The sequence below is a fragment of the Nocardia wallacei genome (genome assembly GCF_029869545.1).
Taxonomy (GTDB): domain Bacteria; phylum Actinomycetota; class Actinomycetes; order Mycobacteriales; family Mycobacteriaceae; genus Nocardia; species Nocardia wallacei_A.
In genome coordinates, this window is sequence record NZ_JARWQD010000116.1 from 36,785 (window position 1) to 59,496 (window position 22,712).

Here is a 22,712-nt window from a genome sequence, read left to right on the forward strand (position 1 = left end):
CCAGAATCTCACCGGACTCGACAGCTCGGAACGAACATGGCGATGGCAGCCGAGCATCCCACAGAGCACGCAGCTGTGGGTGGTGTATACGAAGTCCTTCGAGGTCGAGCCGTATTTGACGAAGCCAGAGGCTGAGGGCTAGCCTCACTCACATGGACACTTCTTCAGTGTCCAGAGGTACCGAAAATGTGCGCTTGTCCCTGATGGCGCACCAGAAGTATTACCGCAGTCACAATCCCAGTGCCGCAGAAGACCGACAGCGGCGGATCGACGAAATACAGACTGAGATCGACGAATCCGACCCGCTAAACCACATCAGGACGATCCGTACGTGCTGGAAACTGCGCACCCGCTCCGACCAGCAACGGCCCTACCGAATCGCCTGGTTCGACGCCATGGAACGCCTCGTCGACGCTGAAGTGCAGGCCGCCACAGACCGCACCCGACGCGACGAGCTCGACCACAAACAAGGACGCGACTCGCACCTCGCCGAACTCGAAAGCCTCTTGAACCGTGCCACCCCTACGGTTCGCGCCGAATACGCAGATGCGCTCGCCGAGCTGCGGACCGGCCCCGACAACGTCGGTGACCGGCTCGGCCTGCACCTGGCCGAACTCGCCGCAACCAGCTCGGCAAGCGCAGCCGCGGAAGTCAGCTGGAGGCCGAGGCTGCACGCAAAGCACTGGTCGAATTCGCCGGAGGCCCTGACCAACTCGTCGACGACACCGACGTGCAGCTAGCTCACCTGAACGCCACGTTCCGGCTCTACGACCAACGCACGCACGCCCGCCGACGTCTCCAGGAAACTAAGACCGAGCTGTTCCACGCCACCACTCTTCAGCGGACCCCGCAACCGACATCAGCCGATCAGACAATCGCCGATCGAAGTGCCGACCCAGTCCGGTGGCTGACTGACGACCAGCTGAACGAGATGATCGAAAAAGCGCGGTTCGAACGACAATTGCTAGCTGCACGACAAGAGCAGCGACGACGGGCATCACTCACAGAGGAGCAACGCACCGCCGAAGACGTACTGCGCACGCGAACGACCCAGCAGCACGAGAGCGCATCTACCACGACGCCGCATTCGCCTCTACCTGACACTGATTTCAGCCTGTAGCGGCTGCGGATCCTGAGCGTCGTGGTGTGCGCATCGCTGCGCACTACGACTGCCCCGCACAACCCATTTACCCACTGCGGTTCCCGCCATGCCGGATTCGCTGCCGCGCGCATCTCCTGTGACGCGACGATCACTGGGCTCGTACCAGCCATGCGGTCAGCACGGCTGAAGCGGGTAGCACGGCGGCGGAGGAGTGACTGGCGCCGACCGTACGGGCGCGGGCGCAACAGTCGAGGGCGCAGCGGGAGACGCTGGCCTGTCGGGTGACTCCATGTGAGTGAGGGCCAGCACGACCAGCAGCAGGACCACACCACCGAAGACCACCGCGAGCGCCCACAGGATCGGCATGGGGTTGGTGCTCCGGTAGCCGTGGAAATACGGGGACCGATAGCGTCCCGGACGCGGCGCTCGGCGGTCGCGGAACCGGGTGTACCCACGCACCGAGTGCCCGCCCGGCTTGCGCCCCCGACGTCCGGTCCCCCGCACGGCCTCATACCCCATGCCAGAAGTATCCCAGCGGGCACCGGCCCGTTCGGGCGAAACCGCTGCCTGAATTTGCGCCGCAGCGCGAAACACCTTGCTGCCCTGAAAGATATAGCCACTCTGCTCAAGGACACCAGCGAAGGCAGACCTCCTGATTGGACGATCTGGCCGAGCAACTGCTTCGTTGCTCGTCACCAAAACTGACCACTCGGCATCGTTGCCGTTTCGTCGAATCGGTTGTCGGACTTGGACTCATCGTGCACCCTGGTCTGTTGCCTAGGGATGGAGGTTGGTGGGGATCATGGCTGAGATCGATGATGCTGAAGCTCTGCGGTTGACAACGAACTTGGTTCAGTTTCTGGCGGAAATCACTGAGAACGCAGCGCGTTCACCGATTCGGGACGTCGTTTCCGACCATCGAACCGGTCCGAAGGTCCTGGTGTGGCTGGACGACCTCCCGGAGAGCGTCAAGGTGGCCGACCAACCGGATGGGGTGCTACTGAGGCTCGGCCCCCGACCCGTCTCGTCGAGCCAGCGTTGCCTGAAGAGCTCGCTGATTCCGTGATCTGGACCGAAAACGAACACGGTGGTCACGAGCCCGCGCTGCAGGGCGGCACCGGCCACGTCGCAGTCTTCAAGAAGTGGCAAGCAGCGTGGGCGAAATGGGCTGCAGCGGAACGCCAGTCGCGCGAGACGCGCAAGCTGTACGAGGATCTCGAACTGGCGGCCAAGCTCCTCGAGCAGCAGGACGACGAATATGAGTTCGTCCTCGTTGCTGGCTTGCTGTCCTGGAAGACACCCGATGGTACGCAGCTCCGTCGCCACCTGATCAGCGAGCCGTTAGTTCCAACTCTCGATCGGGAGACCGCGGAAGTAGTTGTCCGCCGCGGCGGTGGTAAGCGCCGGCTCGAGGACCGGGAGCTGCTCGAAGGACAAGAGGGCTACTACCCACAGCGCAGCGCAGCAATCAAGGCCGCCGTGCTGGACTCCGACACATCCTTGCTGGACACCGACATCATGGCTGACGTGGAGACGTGGCTGGCCGCCGCGCTGGACCAGCCCATGCAGGCAGTTCCGCTGAGGAACGACTTGGGTGACGAGCCCACACCGACGGTTCAGGTCTGCGCGGCTCCGGCGATGTGGTTACGGCCCCGCAGCAAGGTCCTCCTTGCCGAGGCATATCGATACATCGCCGACGAGTTGAAGAAGCCAGGTGCGCAAGTGCCGGTGGCGCTCGCCCAACTCGTCATCGAAACCGAGAAATCCCACCGTGACCGCTGGCTAGCCGAGCAAGGCGCGGTCACCGGAGACATACTCGGACACGATCCGCTGTTCCCGAAGAAGACGAACAGAGAACAAGAGCGAGTGATGGACTTGCTCCGCACCGAGACTGCTGTCGTCGTCCAGGGGCCACCCGGCACAGGCAAGACACACACGATCGCCAACCTCATCAGCACGTTGCTGGCACGAGGCCAGCGTGTGCTGGTGACCAGCCAGAAGGAGCAGGCGCTCAAGGTGCTGCGGGACCAGATCCCGGAGGAGCTGCGGAAGCTGTGTGTTCTCCTGGCCGGTGGAAGCCGCAATGCTGCAGCAGAACTCCAGTCGGGCTTGGACACGCTCTCGGGCGAAGTCGCGTCCAAAAGCAGCAAAGCCCTTGCCGACCAGGCCGAGATCCTCGCCGAACAGCGAGTACAGTTGCGCAGCAAGAGCGCTGAGTTGAACCGCAGAATCCTGGCACTTCGCGACGCCGAGAACGTCTACCACGACCCGGTGGTGCCCGGCGACTCGGGCACCCCATACTACGGGACACTCGCCGAGATCGTCCGAACGGTGCGACGCAACGAACCGCACTACGGGTGGATGCCCGACGTGACCGACGAAGCGCCGAAGGTCCCACCATTGTCGACGGCCGAATTCGTGCAACTCCGCCGACTATTGCTAACGGAGACCCCCGAGCGGCGAGCGCGCGGTTCACAGCTCATCCCTGACCGGGATCAGCTGCCGTCCGGTGGTGACATCGCCCGATTGGTGCACGCAGAGCGCGACGCCGAGGCGGACATCCCGACGTCCGCCGACGAGCTGGCTCACACACTGGCCCGCGCGGACGAAGAGTCCTTGCGCTCACTGCATCTGTTGACCGACAGCCTCCAGCCGGTCCTGCGGCAACTCGGATATACCCCCGACGGAACGCCTTCCGAGGCGCCGAACTGGGCACACCGCGCAACGACGGACCTGATGACAGGAAGACGGCTGGCTATCTGGGACCAGTTGCTGAGCCTGCGGGAGGAACCGCAGCAACTGCGGGAGGTGCACAAGCCCATCGCGCGACATCAGATTGAACTCGAGCCCATTACACCGACGTCGCTCGCCACGGCCCGCGGCTGGCTGAAAGCGGGTTGGGAGCTACACCGCCATCTGAACGGCGGCAAGAAGCTCCGCAAGATCCTTCCTGCTGAAGCCCAGCGACGCGCTACACCCTTCCTGAACGCGATTAAAGTCGACGATCAGCGGCCATCGACCACCGAGGAACTCGACGTGGCGCTTACTCGGCTCGAGATCGAAACCAGGGCCGCCCATCTCATCGCACAGTGGGCCGGCGCCGACGTTCACCTGGAAGTAGGACCTCTGCTGCCGATGCTGGCGGAGCTCGAGGATCACGCGAAAACCCTCGACGCTGCCGCCGCCATTTCCGGCATCGCCCGCGACGCCGCCAGAGTCCTGCAAACAGCTGGCGTGGTAGTCGACCTTTCCACACCTGCCGCACTTGCCAGGACGCTGGCGAGCACTCACGTGGCGCTACGGCGAATCGACCTGGAGAAGGCCAGATTCGGCGTCGACCGTCTTGTCGCGACGATCGATGAGTGGGCGTCGCGATCGGACGCTTGCCCCGAGCTGGTGCTGCTGCGAGAGGCCGTCATCGAGCGAGACCTCGACGCCTATACGGACCGCCTGCAGCTCATCGAAAACGCTCGTTTCGAGCGCGACCAGGAGCTACATAGCCGACAGCTTGGGCAAGCACTGGAACTCGCTCACCCGCGCCTGCTCGAACTCTTGCGCACAACCGCGCACGATCAGGTCTGGGACGATCGGCTCGCGTCACTGCCTGATGCGTGGGCTTGGTCCACGGCGCGGCGATTCATCGAGCACCACCGCACACTCGACGAAGAGAACCGCTTGACCGCCGAATTCGACAACGTCGAGGACACGATTCGCCGGATTACCGAGCAGCTTGCAGGGGTCGAGGCCAAGCGTGCGTGCCTGAATCAGATGACGGACACCCACGCGCGGGGCCTGCGCACCTACCAGCAGCACATGTTTCAAGTAGGCGCTGGCAAGGGAAGGAAGACACGCGAGTTCCGCCGAGCGGCCCGTGAAGCAATGGCCATCGCCAAGGAGGCAGTACCCGCCTGGGTCGTGCCGTTGCCAAACCTATTGGAAAACCTTCCCCCTGAAAAGAACTCTTTTGACGTCGTTATTGTCGATGAAGCAAGTCAGGTCGGATTGGAGCACCTGTTCCTGCTCTGGATGGCCCCGCGCCTGATCGTGGTTGGAGACGACAAGCAATGCACGCCGGGCGCAACCCGGATGGGCAAGCTGGAACCTGTATTTCAGCGACTGGATGAACACCTTGGTGATGTACCATCCGATATTCGATTGAACTTCACATCGAAGGCGAATCTGTTCGGCCTGCTATCCGCGCGCTCCGGGAAGGATGCTGTCGTCGCACTCCGAGAGCATTTCCGTAGTATGCCTCAAATCATCAACTGGTCGTCGACTCAATTCTATGGACAAAATGGAATCCCTGGGTTGATCTCTTTGCGAGAACATACCGTAGACGACCTCGAGCCTCTCCGCGTCGTAGCGGTGGACGACGCCTTCACAGAAGGCAGGGAACAGCAGATCCGCAATCCTGTGGAGGCAAAGAGGATTGTGGAGCAACTTGTCGATTGCCTGAACGACGCCCGGTATTCGGATAAAACGATCGGCATCGTTGTCCTACAGGGTCGGCGACAGATACGAGAACTTGAGGATGAAATTAAGAATACGGTTACACCGGAGCAGCGTGAACATCACAAGATTCGCGTCGGAACCGCACCGGACTTTCAAGGCGACGAGCGCGACGTCATTTTCCTATCGATGGTCGTCGCGAAAGATCATCCGATGGCTCAGCGAGCCACGAGCGCCCGCCAAGCATTCAACGTCGCCGCAAGCCGCGCCCGCGACCAGATGTGGCTTTTCACCTCAGTAGGGCTCGGGCAGCTCAAAGAGAGCGATCTCCGGGCGTCACTCTTGGCATACATGACAAATCCGCCGTCGATCTATGGCAAGTCCCCTGATCTCGAGACGGTCAGCGAAACCAAGCCATGCGAACCATTCGATTCCTTGCTCGAGCAGCGCGTATTCCGATCAATAAAGAAGCGCGGTTTTCATGTAGTTCCCCAACACAAGGTCGGAACCAGAAGACTCGACCTGGTCATCGTTGGCGAGGGGGGCCGGCTGGCGGTCGAATGTGACGGATACTACTGGCACAATACACTAGGCCGCGAGTCCTCGGATGCACGTCGCGACCGCGAACTTGCGAGAATGGGCTGGGAAGTCATGCGAATACGTGAAAGCGAATTCGAATACGATCCAGAACGAGCAATGGAACCCCTTTGGAATAGGCTGGCCGAGCGTAAGATCGAACCGACACCGACGTCATCCGAAAATATTGATATATGGAACCCTATCGATTTGCCCGAAGACGACCAATCTGATGAAGAAGTGGATGTGGCGTAGTGGATACAGAAGATAGCGTCAACATCGAACTCGACGATCGGGTGCTTGATCGGATCGCCACTCTGATCTGTGGCGACGATGGGCCCATGTACCGCAGCGGGGCGGAGCTGGAGCAGTTTTTCCGCGCAGCGGGATGGTCCTGGGTCGGAGAGGTCGACGACGCTCGGCGCGGTTGGGTCGAGGACAACCTCTACGCGCGACGCCGCGATCCGACGGCGATCCGAAGCCTGCTCCTGAGACTTGCCGACCCCCGCGAATACCTCGACGAGCCGAAAGCCCGACGAGAAACAGTTCGTGAGCTGAACGAACTCCTCGTGATCGAGGGCATACAGGTGGGTTACGACGGCCATAAGCCGACCCTTACGACCCTGGAATCGGCTGGCAGACGACTTGATGAGACGACGCGGATCGTGTTGACAGCGGACTTGGCCGATATAGTGAAGGATGAAAAATTTGGCGCGCAACTTCTATCCCGATTGGAAGATGCTCAGCTCTGCCTGGAGGCCGGAGCTCACATGGCGGCGACCATCATGCTCGGAAGTCTGCTGGAAGGCGTGCTGTATGACGTGGCGCGGACTCAGTTGGGAGAATCTGTCGGTGACAAGCTGGAAGGACTCATCGACCTCGCACGTGACCGTTCCTGGATCGCTCGCGATGTCGTCGACTACGCTCACGTGCTGAGACGCCATCGAAACCTCGTCCACCCCAGGCGACAGTGGGTCGATTCTTATCAGCCCGACGGTGATAGTGCGCGAATAGCCTGGAATGTCGCAGTCGCAGCACTAAACGACCTGGCGTCCGTGAACCCGACCGACGAAGCAGCGAGAAGTAGCTAACCAAGAATTATCAAATATCCATCGATACTCGCAGCTCGGCAGACTATCTATGCATCCGGTGCTTTGCCCTTGCCACGATAAACTGGAAATGACACCTACTGCTTAGAAGGTTTCATATCTCCAGTAAAGCGGTGGACTACCTCGATCTTTCCGACGATGTGGGCGTTGAACTCGGGCAGGTCCTCGGCCGGTATCCAGTATTCCAGAATGCTCCGACCGCCGACCTGGTGGATTTTGTATCGGTCGAGGAACGCGGTTTCGACGTTGAAACGCGTTACGAATCCGACGCCGGAGGCTGGGACGTTCCAATCCCGCGCGATCATGATGGCGTATTCCTCGTTGAGGACTGGATAGAAGATCGGCTGCGATGACAACCGCGGTGGCCACTCGCGCCAGCCGGAAGCCGCGACCAACTCCAGCTCCCCGGGGCCAGTGGGCCTCCAGAGCTGGGTCGTCGGTTCGCGATCGCCGCTGGTCATTCTATTTCGCCTCGGAAGCGGAATCGGCGACCTCGCGCACGAGCATGACGGCGACGACCTTCGGCCCTTCCAAGACCAGGATTTCGGCTCCGCTGTGGAGGTATGGGCGGGCGAGGTCGGGGGCCAGGAATCCTATCGTCACGAGTTCGCCGTCATCGCAGTCTTCTCCGGTGCGCTCGATGAGGATGCTGATGGCCTGGTTGGATTGCGCGGGCCATCCCGGTTGGGTTTCTTCTTCGCCGCCGAGCCGGAAGACTGCCGTTGTCGTATAGACCGGCGCTGTGGGTGGGCCTGTCTGTCGGCCTCCTTGTTCGGGTGATACCCATCGCAGGCAAGCGGTTGCTTCGGGGTTCTCGATCTTGTTTATAGCCATAGGTTGATCCCGTTCCCGTAGAGGTTGATCAGCCGCATGAGTTCTGTGTCCGCGTAGGAGGCGGGTCCGATTCCTTCGAGTTTGCCGCCGGGGTGGTGGTGCAGGCGGTCGAACAGCCATTGGGGGATGGTTGTTTGGACGGTGAGGCCGTCGCCTCCGTTGAGGACTTCGCCCCAGCGTTCTGCGTGTTCGCCTTCGTGTGCGAACCATTTTCCTTCCATGTTTCCGGGGCCGTTGGTGAATTCCCCGGTTTCGGCGATGGAGTTGAATTCGTTGGCGTCGACGTTCCGGTACAGGGTCGTGCCGGGGGATTCGACTCTCGGGGTGGTCGAGTTCGTGTCGTGGACGTCGCGGGGCATCAGCCCGAGGGGATCGGTCCAGGCAGTCGGGTTGAGCGGGTAGCTGTGTGGGTTGTCTGCGGGTGCGAGGCCGATCGGGTCCCGGGTGAGGAATCGTCCGGTGGCCGGATCGTACATGCGGTACAGGCTGTGGTGCAGGCCGGTTTCGGGATCGTGGAGCTGGCCTGGCAGTCGCAGTGCAGTTCCTGGCTCTCCGTGCCAGGTGGTGGATCCCCAAAGGTGAACCGTCGCGGTTGCCGTGACGTGTGCGGTGGCTGGGTCGACGAGTTCGCTGGGAGTTCCGACGACGTCGGTGATGACCGCTCGGACGGTGCGGGTGCCGGTCTAGCTTGTCAGGCTCCGGATCACGTGCAGCAGCCACTCCGCCAGCTCGGTGAGAGCTGACTTTGCCGAGCTGGCGGGGTTCTCCCGCAGCTTCGGCAGGGTCCGAACCGCGAGATCAGCGATCGTCACGGCGGTACGGAACCACTGTGTCAGCTCCTGCCATCGACTGGCACCACCCCGAGCGTGCCGAGGTGGGTCTGATGGTTCAGCCATTACCTTCCCTTCAACTTTGCACTGGCGAGCCACCGCTTATGCAGCGGCGGCCGTAGCCGCTCGTAGCGCGGCTACGCTCGTGTACGCCAATCAGGCGGACGCGCAGCGCAAGTCGGAGGGATCAGCACGGGCCAATCCGGTCAGACCGGCACGAGCTTTACTCAACATCCGCCGCATCGCCTCGCCGAACCGCCGGACGTTCGCGTCGCGCCGGATCGCCGAGCACTGGACGTGCGAAAACAGTTCTTACATACACCGATGGCCACCACCTTCTCGTCGGTGTCTTTCGCTTTCGCCACGGCTGTCTCGTATCGAGGCGGCGATGGCCGCGTCGCGACGCTCGGCTACCCGCCTCCGGGCATCGCGGTGGCGACGGAACAGATACAGGTCTGTCGCCGTTGGCCTTGGCGATCTCGAGCCGGTGGCGCACCGCCTGTGCGGCGATGCGGCGCGCGATCGCACGCCCGAGGTCGGACGCTTGCGTGGCCGTTGGCTGTCCAAATCGTCCTCCGCTTCCCGGCGTCCCCCGCGCAGATCGCCCCATGGGTTTCGGAGCTTCACGAGCCATGTCCACTCTCACACCGCTTTCTGACGATCTGGGGCTCGAAGCGGCTGTCGCGGTCGCGAGGCACCTCGATCTGCACGTGCCCACTCGACTCGGTCGACACCGTCTTCGGTCGAATTCCGTTGCGCACGTTGGTCGTTTCGCGGTCCCGGGGTGGCGTCTCGTGCTTGCCACCGGCGGTGGTGAAGTAGACGCGCTGCCCGGCCTCGGCCGCGCCGCGGGCGAGCGCGACGGCGAGCATCGTCTTGCCGACGCCGGGCGGTTCGACGAACAACACGTTCGCGGCGTCGGCGAGGAACCGCAGGCTGGCCAGGTCGCGGATGAGTTTCTCATCGACACCGGGCTGGGCGGCGAAGTCGAAGTCGTTGAGCGACCCAGGGTTCTGGCAGGCAGGAGAACCGTAGCCGTGACGCCAGCCGGCGGGCTTCGGTGGCGTTGACTTCGAGTTCGAGCAGCCGTTCCAGGGTCGGCGGTGAGCGATAGGTTCTCGGCGCGTGCGGCGTCGGGATGCGTGGCAGGTGCTCGGCGGCGTCGCTGAGCTTGAGGTAGGACAGGTGAGCGCGCAGCTGCTGATAGCGGCGTGCCTCGCTCATCTGCGGGACAGACTTGTTCAACGGGTGGCTTCCTTCACGCTTCGGTCGAATCTGGTTGTGGGGCAACGGAAAGCCGTACGGCGGCGTCCGCATAGACGGCCAGGTCGATCACCACCTCCTGGGCGGGATCGGATGATGGCGCGTGACCGCGGAGTTGTGCGGCCTCGGCGAGGGCGGCGTCGGTGATCGGGCGCCGGGCCTTGTGGGTGCAGGGTTTGGCGGTGTCGAACGCCGCGAGCACCGACCGTTCCAGCGCGATCATGTGCCCGGCGTCGCGGACCACGCGGCCGACGCCGCCCAGTGGACGCGCCCATCAGCGGGGCTGAACCTGCCTTATAGGTCTTTGTGACAGACCGCCTCGAGCATGACGCCGTCGTACCCATTCCAGAAGGTGGCGTAGTAGGGCGGCGGATACTGCGGAAACTCCTGGGGCACATGGATTATTTCGTCGCCATGCGCGCTCACGCGGGCATGCACGTTATCGACATCAGCACGGGTAGGCAGTATGAAGGCGAGGTGCTGCAGCCCGACGCGAGTGCGAGAGTAGCCGGGCTCGGAAGCCGGGTAGAAAAACAAATAGGTGCCGACCTTTCCGCCTCTCGGCCGGTAGGCGAACTGAGTGCCATCGGCCATCAACGGCTCGTACGCCAGCAACGGCATGAGCCTGTCGTAGTATTCACGGGCGGCGGCGAGATCGGTCACGTTGACGCCGAGATGTCCTAGAGGCATTTTCGAATCTACTTACTATCCACGCCGAACAAGCCGCCCGACCGGCCGCACGTGCGGCTAATCGAGCGGTATCCCGCCGCTCGTGATCTATGCAGGCCGGAAATCGGCGACCCCCTGCCGGGGGCATCTCCATCGGAGATTGGCCTCCGTGCCGCGTGGGTGAGGATCTGTACGACGGAGCTCAGCGGCACGACGCCCGTGCGGGTCTGTCGGAGCCCCCACCGGGTACGTCGGCACTACGACCTCCACCTCCGCCGCCGGACAACGACACGACGTGAAAGTCCAACGCCGACAACGCGATCAACATGTGAATCCTCCTAGGAACAGGCGCGCCACTTACAGTTTCGCTATCCCGCCAGCTCCCCACCGAGGCGCGCCACGCGCTCTATGCTGTATAGCATAGAGTATGTTGAATGACCAACCGATGGCCTGTCGGACCTGTTGTCCCGTGATGGCTGCCAACGGACGGATCACCTTTCACCAAGTCGATTGCACCGCCCACACCACTGGCGCCGCGCCGAGGTGGAGGCGTGCCAGGACAGTTGATTTGAGCAACCATGCTGTACGGCCGGGACGAAACGCGAAGGCGTATAAGTAAGCTGCTGGACGAAGTCCAAGCAGGCCGAGGCGCCACCCTGTTCATCATCGGCGGTCCCGGCCTTGGTAAAACCGCCCTGCTGGACCTCAGCCTAGGCATGATCGAGGGTGATTGGACCACCTTGTCCTGCAAGGGTGTCGAGCCGGAAGCGACGCTTTCTTTCGCAGGGCTACACCAACTGCTCACCTCTGTACCGGACGTGGCGCCCCGATTGCCGGAGGCGCGGCAAAAGGCCCTGACCACCGCTCTCGACGGGCTCCGAACCGGTTCGAGCGAAAACTGCCACCAGGTTGGTCTCGCCACACTGTCGCTGTTGACTGAGCTTTCGGCACTCACGCCGGTACTGTGCCTGGTCGACGACGTTCACTGGTGGGATCAGCAGTCGTTCGATGCATTATCGTTCGCCGTACGCAGGCTCGGCCGCCACCGAGTCGCCGTACTACTCGCTGGACGTGTGGACTCCTACCCCGTGCACAGCATGCCGACGATATCGCTGACTCCTCTCGATATGGACGATTCCCGGACGCTGCTGACCACGCGCCTACCCCAGTTGCCATCGGATCTTCGCGAACGCGTACTCGTAACCGCGGCAGGCAACCCGCAGGCACTGCTCGAGTTGCCCACCGTCAACGGTGAACTACCGGTGATCGAACCGCTCGTCCTACCTGACCGACTCCAAATCGAGTACCAGCGTGAAATCGCCGTGTTGCCGGAAGTCACCCGGATGGCGCTACTGGTCGTGGCTGCCGACAGCACCGAGAGCCTGATCGTGGTGGTCCGCGTCCTCATCGAACTCGGACTGACAGCCGCAGCGCTCGATGCCGCCGAACGGTCCGGCATCGTGATCATATCGGGATACCGGATCGCCTTCCGGCATCCGCTCGAGCGGGCAGCGGCCTATCGAATCGCCCCGTTCAGCTTGCGCCTCGCAGTGCATGCTGCTATCGCAGCCGCGACCAGCGACCGTCCTGAAGAGCGAGCATGGCATCTCGCTGCGGCGGCGACCACCACGGACGAGAGTGCCGCAGCGGCCCTGGAAGGTGTCGCACACAGGATGCAGTACCCTCGCGCTGGCGTGGCAGCTGAACGGGCTGCCCGCCTCTCTCCGCAGCCCGGTGATCGACGTCGACGGCTGCTGCTGGCTTTGGAGTCAATGGTTGAAGCCGGCGAGACACAACGTGCCAGCACGCTCGCTGACGAGATTGCGGGCTCTGTGGATATGTCGTCAGCCGAGCTCGCGCAATTGGCAGCTGCACAAGGCCGGATCCTGTCCGTCCGAGGGCCCGCACGTGCCGCCTATGATCAATACACCGACGCCGCTGCCCGGTTGTCGTCGACGGACCCCGTCGCTGCCGCCCGAATGCTGCTGCACGCAGCCAGTGCAGTGTGGCTGGGCAAAGAGCCCTCCCTGCTGTCTAGAGCACGCGCCGCTGTCGCTAACCTCGGCTTGGATGCCGAGCGCTGTGGGTTGCTCGATATTGTGGACGGCCAGATTGCGCTTCGCTCGCAACAGGGAGGCCGGGCCGAGCTGGTTCGCCTGGCCCGCAAGAATATTCGTCATGGCAGAGCATATTGTGCAGACGATCTGTCGATCCAGTTCACCCTGGCTGCCCAAGCGATCAGCGCAGGCGACATCGATGATGCCCACGCCATTCTGACCGAGCTGAACGCGACGTGCCGTGGCCGAGGGATGATCGGAAGGCTGCCGCTGTACAACGGCGCCTTGGGCGCCGTCGAAATGCTGCTGGGCCGCTTCCGTGAGGCGGACGCCGCACTGACAGACAGTCTGCGGCTCGCGCGAGAGATCGGCCAGACCGACCTCATCGACCGCATCGAAGCCCAGATGGCGATCCTCGCGGCGATCGACGGACAACAAGACCATTGCACGCAACTCGCCACAAGCAAACTCGACTGGTCGACATGGAATTTCGATAGTACGAACGCCGCACACGCACGCTGGGCATTGGGCTTGCTCGATCTGGGGCACGGTCGCTACGAAGCAGCGATGAGCCATTTCGACATGGCTGCGAGGGACCAGGATGACGCGCTCGGATGCTGGGTCCAACTGTCGAGTGATCGCGTCGAAGCCGCGATGCGGGGTGGTGATCCGGCGAGAGCGGCCGAGGCGATGGCGACGATCGAAGACTGGTATGCCGCGAATTCCGCGCCTTGGATCGAGGCGCATCTGCTGCGCTGCCGCGGGCTGCTCGAACACGACGAAACGTCGTTCACCTGTGCGATGGCCCGGCACACCGAAGAACGACGCTGGTACGACCACGCCCGAACCGGGCTGCTATATGGCGAGTTCCTGCGACGTGAACGTTCGAAGGCGAAGGCACGCGTAATGCTCGTGGAAGCGAACCGGACCTTCGAGCGCCTCGGCGCCAGACCCTGGGCCGAGCGGGCTCGCGCGGAATTGCGGGCCGCGGGTGAGGTGACAGACACACTGGCCGGATCGGCCGCAGCGAAACTTCTGACACCGCAAGAGATGCAGGTCGTACGGCTCGCCGCGACAGGCGCTACCAACAAAGAGATCGGCGCCCAACTAATGCTTAGCCCGAAAACTGTCGCGCATCACCTGTATCGGGCCTTTCCCAAGCTCGGCATCAGCAGTCGACGCGCGCTGGCCCAGGCATCGCTCGATCTCGATGCGCCGCCGGCGCCCTAGCCTGACGGTCACCCTTCCGATACGGACAGTACGACTACCGGGCACACGACCGATACCGCGGACAATCGAGTGCCCGTAACGTCTCGATCAGGGCCTTTTCGGCCATGGATCCGTCGATCACGACGCGAATTCCCATGGCCGCAGCCCTGGTTCCAACATGAGCAGTCCGTATCCGATCCCACGCATCGATGACGAGCGTGATGAGACCCACCGCATTGTGCAGACGGGCCGCGGCTTGCTTCAAGCATTTTCTAGAGAGGAAGAACTATGCCTACCGACATCACACCGCGAGAGACCACCGCCGGGGCCGGCCTCATCGCGCTCGCTGAACGTCTGACCGACGCTCAGACAGTGCCCCCGGTGCTGCGGGCTCATGTGCTCCCGTCCGAAGGGCTCAAGCGAGGGAACTTCAACTCCTTCATCGAGAACAAGGGGAACTTCAACTCCTTCATCGACAAGAAGGGGAACTTCAACTCCTTCATCGAACCGACGGTCTGATCTTCCCTTGAATGCCCTGGCGCGCGAGGAGCGCGCCAGGGCATCGCAAGCCAGAAACGGCATGGAGCGAACATGACATCGGTGACAGATTCTGCAGATGACCCCCTGGTTACCGGCGGATGGCCGTCGAGAGGTCTGGATATCGACACACTGCGCCAATCGGGCTGGAAGCCCCTCCCTTTCACGCAATTCATCTTGAAGATCCACAGCCGCTGCAACCTCGCCTGCGACTACTGCTATGTCTACGAGATGGCGGACCAGAATTGGCGGAACCAGCCAAAGACTATGTCCAAGCAAATATTCGACTATTCCTGCCGGATCATTCGCGAGCATGCCGAACGTTTTTCACTTCCGGTAGTGAATCTCGTACTCCATGGCGGTGAACCACTACTAGTCGGCCATCCAATATTCGAGTACTTCGCCGGACGAGCACGCGAGATCTTGGAACCGACGACACGTGTCCAGCTCGGCGTTCAGACCAACGGTGTGCTGATAGATGAGGAATTCCTCGAAATATGTGCCCGAAACAGCGTGCAGGTCGGTGTCAGTATCGACGGTGACGAACGCGGTCACGACAGACACCGCAAGTACCGCCGCGGCGCCGGAAGCTACGCTGACGTGAGCGCGGGGTTGCGGTTACTGACCCGTGCCGAACACCGGCACCTCTACTCGGGTCTGTTGTGCACCATCGATATCGCAAACGATCCGATCGAGACCTACGACGCGCTCGTCGACTTCCAGCCGCCGGCCCTGGACCTGCTTCTGCCCCATGGGAACTGGACGAGTCCGCCGCCATCGAGGACTCCTGAGCACACCGCGACACCGTACGCCGACTGGCTGATCGCGGTCTTCGACCGCTGGTACGACGCACCCGAGGTGGAAACTCGCATCCGACTGTTCGATGAGGTGATCGAGCTGCTGCTCGGCGGTACCGGAGCGTCGGAATCGGTGGGCCTCGGCCCGATCCGGCTAGCCGTGGTCGAGACCGACGGCACCCTCGAGCAGGTCGACGCCCTGAAATCGGCCTTCGCAGGCGCGGCGAGAATACCGACGAGATCCGGCAGTAATCCACTCGATGATGCGCTGTGGGAGCCGGCGGTCGTCGCACGGCAAATCGGGGTTGAGGCTCTCGGACCTACTTGCCGCAGCTGTCCTATCCACAATGTTTGCGGCGCAGGACACTACGCGCACCGATATCGGGAGGGCAGTGGCTTCCGCAATCCGTCGGTCTACTGCGCGGACCTCGAGAAGTTGATCAGGCATATCGAGTCTCGGATCGAGTCCGGTCTCCGTGCTGCGGTCGGCAGATGAGCCGACCTGTCCTCCGGAACAGAAATTTCTTACTGCTCTGGTCCGGCAATACGTTGTCACTGGTCGGCTTCCACGGCGTCCGCATCGCCTATCCGCTGCTTGCCCTGTCGGTCACCGGCTCCGTCGCACTGGCGGGTTGGGTCGGATTCTTGATCTCCCTGCCCGCTCTGATATTTCAGATCCCAGCCGGCGTCGCCGCCGATAGATGGGATCGACGGCTAGTACTGATCGGCTGCCAGACGATGGGCCTACTCGCAACTTGCCTAGCCGGTCTGGTCGTCGTGCTCGAGCTACCGAATCCTGGTCTGCTCCTGGGCATTTCGGCCTTCGTCGAGGGTGCCGCCTATGTGGTTTTCGGCCTCAGCGAGCTGGCTTTGATCCGTGACGTCGTGGCTGTGGAGCAACGTCCGGCCGCGTACTCGTTCTTCGAAGCCGAACAACCCATCGCATTGGTGGTGGGGCGGGCGACCGGCGCGGCTGCCTTCGGGCTCGCGCGATGGCTACCGTTTGTCGCCAACGCCACCTCCTACCTGTTCTGCCTTGCCACGCTGTTCTCGATTCGAGCATTACCTGTCGAGCACCATCCGTCCTCGAACGCTGACGAACGACGCGAGTCGTTGGGCGCGGGCATACGCACCCTGTGGGCCGAGCCCTTCCTTCGCAGTTCGACGCTGATCAGCGGCGCGTCGAATGTGGTCATACAAGTGGTCATTCTGCTGATCATCGTTGAAATCGAGAGCTCCGGCAGGCCGGTATGGGTAGCCGGCACAGTCTTGGGAGCCGCCGGGGTCGGGGGAATCGCCGGATCGTTCGGTGCGGCCTGGCTGACTGCCCGCTTCAGCGCACAACGCGTCTACCGCTGGGCACTGTGGGCCTGGACGGTGTTCGTGGCCGCCATCGCGCTGAGTTCATCGATGCTCATCGTCGGTGCTGCCTGGTTCGGAGTGGGGGCCATCGGCACAGTTGTCAACGTCGCGCTGACCCTGTTCCGAGTGGATGCGATGCCCGAGACGGTGTTGGGACGGGTAGTGGGCATGGTCTCGGTAGTCACCGACGGCGCCGTTGCACTTGGCGCGATCGTCGCAGGGTATCTGCTGGAGGCGTTCGGCACCACGGTCACCGGCTGGCTCCTGATCGGCGGCATGCTCGCTCTCGCCGTAACCGGCAGCTCGACGGGCCGATCACCGAACCGACTCGAGCGCGGACAGCGACTCGCACCCGTCGCCGAGGCCAGGAGGATTCGGTGACAGACCCAGCAGGCACAAACTCCGCCGAAGATGCGATCGGTCGGGCGCTGGCCGCACACGCCCCAGCAGGTTGGGACCGCGCCCACGCAGAGTTCGCGATGACGGTGTCGCGGGAAGCCGGTCACATCGTGTACTCGCTTGGCGCAAACACAATCTCGATGAATGCACCCGAGTCGGTCTTATCCGTGATTCGGCAGATTCGAACAACGTCGTACCGACAGAATTCCGGCCTGTGGTGGAGAATGCTGGTGGAACTGGATGAGTCCGGCGCGATCAGCATCGAATACGATTACGGCAACTACCCGTTCCCACCGGGGCAGCTGTTCGAGCCCGACCAGTATCGAGCCGATCTTGCGACATTCCCTCGCCCACAGCTTCCGGTCTGGCTGGGCGCCTACGTCGGCCATGCCGATCGGCAGCTACGCACACCTCAGCGAGCAGCCGAGCAAGCATGTGCCGACCGAGCGGGTCAGGTGTGGGCGACGTTGGCGGACAACGAGTTTCCGGAACTACCGGCGATGTGGGCGCGCTGGGCAACAATCGCTGCGGCCTTCGTAGCGGCTCGATCCGACTGGGGCCCGCGGATGATGCCGGCCACCGCGGTCTTCGAGGGCTCCGGCCACGGGGGGGCGACCCTGCATCTGCTTCCGGGCAGCCGAGCTGTGCTCTCCGGCGGGGTATGGAACGCGTCGACTCTCGACGCGGTCTACAACGGCGGCCAGCCGATGCCTAATCTCTATGCGGGAGCACCGAATTGGGTGGCTGACTCGGTCCTGAATCCCCGGGCCGCGACGGGCCTGCTCACTTTCTGCTATTGGTGGGAAGCCGGACACTGGTACCGCGGGCAGTCGCCCACAGCGGAGGACTGCGCGACAGCTGTGCCCGGAATGTGGACCTCCGTCACCGTGGTCGAGATCATCATGGGACTGGTGCCTGACGGCGACATGGACGAAGCAGCAGACCTGATTGCCGCCGCCGAAGCGGGAACGGTCACCCGGGACCGATTGGAAGCAGTCTTCCGTCGGGTCCCCGATGCCGACATCGAGGGCGCACTTCACCAGTGCCTGTTGGCCGGATTATTGACGGTTGCCCCGCGGCAGATTCCTGCTGCGGAAGCGATCTCGCGAGTACGCGACTACGTCGTCGCGCACCGCATGGACACCACCGGTTACCCACTGTCGCAACTGACCGCCGTGCGCCTGAATATCGGCTGGATGGTGCACGCCCCTGCACCCGATTCGGAACCGATGGTGGGTAGGGCCATCTTCTACGTCGCGGACGACGGCGTGCTGGAGCTCTCGTCGACGTCGGTGGCTCCACCGATCTATATCGCCGACTTCGAGCGACGATTCGCCGAACGTCATCGCTCGGTTATTAAAACGGTTGGAACAGGAGGAGATTAGCCATGGACCGCTGGGAACGCGAAGGTCTGTGCGCAGCCAACCACGGAATGCGCAACCAGATCGACCACATGTTAGATGCGCTTGCCGAACAGCAAACGCACTTGACCGAGGCGCAGGAACAGCTATCCGCGACGCGATGCACCGGGGTCTCGGCCGATTCACGCGTCAAGGTGACGGTCGATGCGATCGGGGTCGTCATCGATGTCGAACTGACACCGGATGCATATGGCGCCAGTCCGAGGCAACTCGCCGAATCTGTGGTGGAGGCGTCACAGCAAGCGGTCCGTCGAGCACGGGAACGGACTCGGGAAATCATGGCGCCGATCGTCGCTGGCATCGAGGCAATGCCCGAGCTGGCGGATCTGACGGATGACACGCCCAGTTTGCGGGCCGCGCTCGGCTTCCTGAATCGCGTTCAGTAGCAGCAGGCACGGGTCGCGTCGGCCAGCACTGCTGCTCAACAACGCGAAACCCTACAACACTGCCTAGATCGATTCCACCCGAGTGGGAGCAGCCGTATGAGTGAGTCGTTGCGTGTCGACCACGAACAAGTCCATGGGCTGATCGCCGGACTGGCAGATATCGCTGAATCGTCACAACAAGACTTGACCGAATTGAAAGACGCACTCGATCGCGAGGGCGAATGCTGGGGTGACGACGAGCCTGGGCGCGTCATAGGCGAATCCTATTTGCCGCGCCTGACCAGAAGTCTGGAGGGGTACCAGAACCTCATCGACAATATTCGCAAGATGAGCGAGGGAATCGCAGACATTGCCCGCCTGCTCGACGAGGAAGACCATCTGGGCGGCCACCAGATCAACAATGCCGGGAAAGTCCCGTTCAATCGTCACGCCGTCACGGCTGCTACGCCGATATACAACGGGCCCGCATGGCGGGACGCTGCCTATTCCCGTGTCTCACACCAGGACACGGAACTCACGCAAATCAGCTCGGCCAGTTCAGACCCGGGCCCGCGTGTTTCCTCGGCCACCGCGCCATCGCGATCTGATTCTCCGGACCAAAACGAGCGCTGGACTGACGGCTGGCTCCCAGCCGCCCTTGATGGGTCTCCACCGGCAACAGCGGACGACAACCTTCCGCATTCCCAAATGAAGCCGGGCGCACTCCCGGAGGGTTCGACAGTACCTACAGCCTTCCCGGACGGCCTCATACCCGTGTCCGGACCGCCCCCACAGCAAACCAGGCCGATCGCTCAGCCCGCTACCGGGCAACTCCGAAGCAGGAACGGGGCGACCGTATCCAGCCATGCCTCAGGAACGCCTTGGCGGCCAGCATCGGCCGGATATCCCCCGTCACAGGGTCGGCCTCGATCACCGTGGTCTCTGGCGGCCGCTCAGCAACCCCAACCCGGACAGATCATCCCACCACCTCAGCGGCGTAAACCTCTATCGAAGCCCACGCGATCCGGACAAGATGCCACTAGGCAGCGACAGGGCGGCACGACTTCGGCTGCTGTGACGCCTACCGCTACCGATGCTGCCGCCCTGACATCGGCACAAGCGCTGGCAACGCGGCACCTCCTGCGGATCGAGGGTTTCGATCATTCCGGCATCACGGAAGACACAGTCCGAGAGCTGGCGGCCGCAGTGGATCATGTGCTCGGAACATATCGGTTCCTGAGACTCCAGGGGATATCGATCACCGACCTCGGCGGCTCAGCCGTCTGCCGCGCTGGTTGGACGCACGCCGAATCAACCCGCGGGAAACCGCTCCCCTGGCTCCATCTCGACCGATCCGTCATCGATAACGCCGCAAAGCCGGTTGAAAGGTACTGTGCTGCCGAGGAATTCAATGGTGCCAATGCGACTCCTGTTGCACGGCCGTTATATTCAGCCGTGATTACGGCTTTTGGTCAGATCATGGTGAAGGCCGCAGGCCCACGTCCGCTGCGGCTGGCACAACGATTCCTGATAACCGAGTATCAGCGCATCAGCGGACCGTGGGACGACACCGACCGCTTGGCTCGGATCGTCAGAGGGTATCGGGAATGGCGAGCGCAGCTGCCCGGGCACGGCCAGATCGGCGGCCTTTTCGACCCGCCCGTGGCCCTCGCCGCAGCCTTCACGGAAGTCGAGATGCGCGGTGAAGCCGCGGGCGGCCCCGCGAAGGTACTGCATCGATTGCTGGTAGAGGCCGTGCGAGAGGGCTCGAAGAGTCAGTGAGCGAACAGGCTACGACCGCGTTCCCGGACTGGTTGCAGCGCTGGGTAATCGGCCATATCCCCAAGGCTGAGATCGCCGCCATGCGACGGGCGGCCGAGGCCCATGCGCGTGCCGCCGAAGCACTGACCGAGAAGCTGCACCAGTTGCAGGGACTCGCTGATGGCCTCGGCGAGGCCGCATTCGATGGCCACAGCGGAAACGAAATCCGCAAGCAATTGCGGTATCGGGTGGAGGAAACTCGGGCGCAGATCGACGATGCCAACCGTCAGGCGCGATTCCTGTACGAGAACGCCAACACGCTCGAGCTGGAAAGGTACGTCGTCTACGGCATTGCGATTGCTCTGGTCGCCACGCTGGCGGGCACAGTCCTGTTCCCACCGAACGCGACCGTGGCTCGGATCGCGGCTGAGACCGCGGCGGTAGCGGCTCGCAGAGCCACGCTCAAAGCATTGGTTGCCCGCTCGGTAGCACTGGGGGCCCTGACCATGGGCAGCACTGTGGGCCTCGCCCAGTACAAGCAAATCATCGACGGCCGCGGCCATCCTGGGCGTAGGACATCGATGGATTGGGGTCAGGTAGCCGTGGCCGCTGCGGCAGGCGGGGCCGGAGGGCTTGCGGCAGCACCCGTCGCGCACGTGACCGTGTCCGCGCTCGCCCCCAGAGCTGGCCGCGTGCTGGCGACCCTGATCGCCAGCGCCGCTGGTGGCGCCGCTGGTGGCGCCGCCGGTGCCGGGGTGCATTCGCTGTTGAGCGGCCAACCTCTGACCAGGCAGAGCCTTTCCCAGATGGTGTTGATGGGTATCGGTGGCGGCCTGGTGGCGGGAACCGCTGCTGCGGTCCGGACCGGTCGTAGCGGACCCCCAACTGCCAGACCGAGAGCAGGAGACTCGGTACCGGGCGGTACCCAAAATCGCCTGGCGCGAAGTGTCGCCACTCCTGATTCCGGCGACGGACAATTCCCCCGCCCTACCCACCTGCATCCGGACAGTGTGAAGGAGATCAACAACGTTCGAAGACGACTCGCCGGCGACCTGCCCCCGGGCGCGGAACGCGATGCGGTCGCTGCGTTCTCCGTAGATGCTGCCGCCGACTCCGCCTCCACGGGGACGCCTCGGAAATTGGGCCCCCACGAGCTTCAAGCGCTGCTGAATGCCGATCGGCCCAATCCGACCGACCTGCAGGCCACGTGGCACGCCCAGGAAATGCAAAGGCTGCGGGATGGCGGTGTGGGGCAGGTCTCGCGGACGGACTCCCCCGGTCCACGGGGTGGTTCGCTCGGTCCGGAACCGCTGCCAGGTGGCACGCCCCCCGTATCCGTACGCACCGGCCCGGGAGATGGCGGGATCACACCGCCACAGCCAGTGTCGAATTCGGCCAGACCAGCGGCCTCGATAACCCTCGGACCCCCCTCGCCAACCGGCCAGCCCGGCCCCCCAATGGCCCACCTCGGTGAGGCCGGTATGGGCCAGGTGCAACCTCGCGCATCGACTGCCCACATCGAGGGACCGCCGCGCCACACAGCTGACGCCGACCCGATCATCACTGCGGAACCCGATACACCCCAGCCCGGTCGAGGGGGCCAGGTCTCCGGACCGGTGAGCAGCGCGTCCAGCGATTCGCCCAGCGTTGGGCACGGAACTCAGGCGGACGGCGATGCCATTGGAACTCAGCACAGATCCGAACCGACCAGCGCACAAGATAATTCGCCGCAATCAGCCGAGGCGGCACGTGGTCACCCCGAACCAACGCCGTCGTTCGATGGCACTACACCGTTCGCACTGGCTCCCGACGTCCCTGCGGGACAACGCAACTGCGGTGCAGAGGCCGCGTCCCACAGTAACAAGCTCACCGGACACACCACGGCGGACCATTCAACGATCAACCGACAACAGGCCGCGACCGCGGGAGTGAGCTACAGTCAACTCGCCCGAGCGGCCGGTGGCGAGTGGCG

Annotated in this window: 19 protein-coding genes and 3 pseudogenes; 11 read left to right on the top strand and 11 right to left on the bottom strand. The window is 63.1% G+C overall.

What is annotated here, in order from left to right; all coding sequences use genetic code 11:
* Window positions 1-152 precede the first annotated feature (152 nt).
* From QH290_RS08775 to QH290_RS08790, 4 genes are all read left to right on the top strand, one after another.
* Window positions 153-740, top strand: a complete 588-nt coding sequence (locus QH290_RS08775) for a hypothetical protein (protein WP_280382490.1) — start codon at window positions 153-155, stop codon at window positions 738-740.
* Window positions 741-1,904: 1,164 nt separating this feature from the next.
* Window positions 1,905-2,168, top strand: a complete 264-nt coding sequence (locus tag QH290_RS08780) for a hypothetical protein (RefSeq protein WP_280382491.1) — start codon at window positions 1,905-1,907, stop codon at window positions 2,166-2,168.
* Window positions 2,165-6,382: an AAA domain-containing protein gene (locus QH290_RS08785; RefSeq protein ID WP_280382492.1), complete on the top strand. Its 4,218-nt coding sequence runs from the start codon at window positions 2,165-2,167 to the stop codon at window positions 6,380-6,382. The genes QH290_RS08780 and QH290_RS08785 overlap by 4 nt, the downstream gene beginning before the upstream one ends.
* Window positions 6,382-7,218, top strand: coding sequence for a hypothetical protein (locus QH290_RS08790; RefSeq protein WP_280382493.1), 837 nt, complete (start codon window positions 6,382-6,384; stop codon window positions 7,216-7,218). The genes QH290_RS08785 and QH290_RS08790 overlap by 1 nt, the downstream gene beginning before the upstream one ends.
* A 95-nt stretch (window positions 7,219-7,313) precedes the next feature.
* On the opposite strand, the gene QH290_RS08795 is transcribed toward QH290_RS08790, so the two are convergent.
* The 9 genes and pseudogenes from QH290_RS08795 to QH290_RS08835 form a co-directional block, all read right to left on the bottom strand.
* On the bottom strand, window positions 7,314-7,697 hold the full coding sequence (locus QH290_RS08795) for an ADP-ribosylation/crystallin J1 (RefSeq protein ID WP_280382494.1): 384 nt from the start codon (window positions 7,695-7,697) through the stop codon (window positions 7,314-7,316).
* A 1-nt stretch (window position 7,698) separates the two neighbouring features.
* Window positions 7,699-8,070, bottom strand: a complete 372-nt coding sequence (locus QH290_RS08800; RefSeq protein WP_280382495.1) for a hypothetical protein — start codon at window positions 8,068-8,070, stop codon at window positions 7,699-7,701.
* Window positions 8,061-8,429, bottom strand: a complete 369-nt coding sequence (locus QH290_RS08805; protein WP_280382496.1) for a hypothetical protein — start codon at window positions 8,427-8,429, stop codon at window positions 8,061-8,063. Before QH290_RS08805 ends, QH290_RS08800 begins: the two co-directional genes overlap by 10 nt.
* Window positions 8,430-8,441: 12 nt before the next feature.
* Window positions 8,442-8,726, bottom strand: a pseudogene (locus tag QH290_RS08810) (RHS repeat-associated core domain-containing protein); the annotation flags it as partial.
* An 821-nt stretch (window positions 8,727-9,547) separates the two neighbouring features.
* Window positions 9,548-9,670: pseudogene (locus tag QH290_RS08815) on the bottom strand (transposase); the annotation flags it as partial.
* Window positions 9,671-9,766: 96 nt separating this feature from the next.
* Window positions 9,767-9,853: pseudogene (locus QH290_RS08820) on the bottom strand (ATP-binding protein); the annotation flags it as partial.
* A gap of 7 nt (window positions 9,854-9,860) precedes the next feature.
* Window positions 9,861-10,145: a hypothetical protein gene (locus QH290_RS08825; RefSeq protein WP_280382497.1), complete on the bottom strand. Its 285-nt coding sequence runs from the start codon at window positions 10,143-10,145 to the stop codon at window positions 9,861-9,863.
* Window positions 10,146-10,158: 13 nt separating this feature from the next.
* A complete protein-coding gene (locus tag QH290_RS08830; RefSeq protein ID WP_280382498.1) occupies window positions 10,159-10,407 on the bottom strand; it encodes a hypothetical protein in 249 nt (82 codons plus the stop codon).
* A gap of 50 nt (window positions 10,408-10,457) precedes the next feature.
* Window positions 10,458-10,853, bottom strand: coding sequence for a VOC family protein (locus QH290_RS08835; protein ID WP_280382499.1), 396 nt, complete (start codon window positions 10,851-10,853; stop codon window positions 10,458-10,460).
* 557 nt (window positions 10,854-11,410) lie between these two features.
* On the opposite strand from QH290_RS08835, the gene QH290_RS08840 reads away from it, so the two are divergent.
* From QH290_RS08840 to QH290_RS08865, 6 genes are all read left to right on the top strand, one after another.
* Window positions 11,411-14,119, top strand: a complete 2,709-nt coding sequence (locus QH290_RS08840; protein ID WP_280382500.1) for a helix-turn-helix transcriptional regulator — start codon at window positions 11,411-11,413, stop codon at window positions 14,117-14,119.
* 267 nt (window positions 14,120-14,386) lie between these two features.
* Window positions 14,387-14,617, top strand: a complete 231-nt coding sequence (locus QH290_RS08845) for a hypothetical protein (RefSeq protein ID WP_280382501.1) — start codon at window positions 14,387-14,389, stop codon at window positions 14,615-14,617.
* A 72-nt stretch (window positions 14,618-14,689) separates the two neighbouring features.
* On the top strand, window positions 14,690-15,928 hold the full coding sequence (locus tag QH290_RS08850; protein ID WP_280382502.1) for an FxsB family cyclophane-forming radical SAM/SPASM peptide maturase: 1,239 nt from the start codon (window positions 14,690-14,692) through the stop codon (window positions 15,926-15,928).
* Complete coding sequence (locus QH290_RS08855) at window positions 15,925-17,175, top strand: MFS transporter (RefSeq protein ID WP_280382503.1); 1,251 nt, start codon at window positions 15,925-15,927, stop codon at window positions 17,173-17,175. Before QH290_RS08850 ends, QH290_RS08855 begins: the two co-directional genes overlap by 4 nt.
* Window positions 17,172-18,578, top strand: a complete 1,407-nt coding sequence (locus QH290_RS08860) for a hypothetical protein (RefSeq protein ID WP_280382504.1) — start codon at window positions 17,172-17,174, stop codon at window positions 18,576-18,578. The genes QH290_RS08855 and QH290_RS08860 overlap by 4 nt, the downstream gene beginning before the upstream one ends.
* 2 nt (window positions 18,579-18,580) lie before the next feature.
* Window positions 18,581-19,000: a YbaB/EbfC family nucleoid-associated protein gene (locus tag QH290_RS08865; protein ID WP_280382505.1), complete on the top strand. Its 420-nt coding sequence runs from the start codon at window positions 18,581-18,583 to the stop codon at window positions 18,998-19,000.
* Window positions 19,001-19,171: 171 nt separating this feature from the next.
* On the opposite strand, the gene QH290_RS08870 is transcribed toward QH290_RS08865, so the two are convergent.
* A complete protein-coding gene (locus tag QH290_RS08870; RefSeq protein ID WP_280382506.1) occupies window positions 19,172-19,429 on the bottom strand; it encodes a hypothetical protein in 258 nt (85 codons plus the stop codon).
* 624 nt (window positions 19,430-20,053) lie between these two features.
* Between QH290_RS08870 and QH290_RS08875 the strand changes: the two genes are divergently transcribed.
* Window positions 20,054-20,761 carry a hypothetical protein gene (locus QH290_RS08875; RefSeq protein WP_280382507.1) on the top strand — a complete coding sequence of 236 codons (708 nt, stop codon included), beginning with the start codon at window positions 20,054-20,056 and terminating at the stop codon, window positions 20,759-20,761.
* Here the strand turns inward: QH290_RS08875 and QH290_RS08880 are convergent.
* A complete protein-coding gene (locus QH290_RS08880; protein WP_280382508.1) occupies window positions 20,755-21,303 on the bottom strand; it encodes a hypothetical protein in 549 nt (182 codons plus the stop codon). The genes QH290_RS08875 and QH290_RS08880 overlap by 7 nt on opposite strands.
* Window positions 21,304-22,712 lie beyond the last annotated feature (1,409 nt).

Bases quoted from the DNA above. Each gene is read 5' to 3' on its own strand.
- QH290_RS08850 (WP_280382502.1), top strand. From the start codon at position 14,690: ATGACATCGGTGACAGATTCTGCAGATGACCCCCTGGTTACCGGCGGA.
- QH290_RS08795 (WP_280382494.1), bottom strand. From the start codon at position 7,697: ATGACCAGCGGCGATCGCGAACCGACGACCCAGCTCTGGAGGCCCACT.
- QH290_RS08805 (WP_280382496.1), bottom strand. From the start codon at position 8,429: ATGCCCCGCGACGTCCACGACACGAACTCGACCACCCCGAGAGTCGAA.
- QH290_RS08800 (WP_280382495.1), bottom strand. From the start codon at position 8,070: ATGGCTATAAACAAGATCGAGAACCCCGAAGCAACCGCTTGCCTGCGA.
- QH290_RS08775 (WP_280382490.1), top strand. From the start codon at position 153: ATGGACACTTCTTCAGTGTCCAGAGGTACCGAAAATGTGCGCTTGTCC.
- QH290_RS08840 (WP_280382500.1), top strand. From the start codon at position 11,411: ATGCTGTACGGCCGGGACGAAACGCGAAGGCGTATAAGTAAGCTGCTG.
- QH290_RS08835 (WP_280382499.1), bottom strand. From the start codon at position 10,853: ATGCCTCTAGGACATCTCGGCGTCAACGTGACCGATCTCGCCGCCGCC.
- QH290_RS08880 (WP_280382508.1), bottom strand. From the start codon at position 21,303: ATGGCCGCGGCCGTCGATGATTTGCTTGTACTGGGCGAGGCCCACAGT.
- QH290_RS08855 (WP_280382503.1), top strand. From the start codon at position 15,925: ATGAGCCGACCTGTCCTCCGGAACAGAAATTTCTTACTGCTCTGGTCC.
- QH290_RS08780 (WP_280382491.1), top strand. From the start codon at position 1,905: ATGGCTGAGATCGATGATGCTGAAGCTCTGCGGTTGACAACGAACTTG.
- QH290_RS08865 (WP_280382505.1), top strand. From the start codon at position 18,581: ATGGACCGCTGGGAACGCGAAGGTCTGTGCGCAGCCAACCACGGAATG.
- QH290_RS08845 (WP_280382501.1), top strand. From the start codon at position 14,387: ATGCCTACCGACATCACACCGCGAGAGACCACCGCCGGGGCCGGCCTC.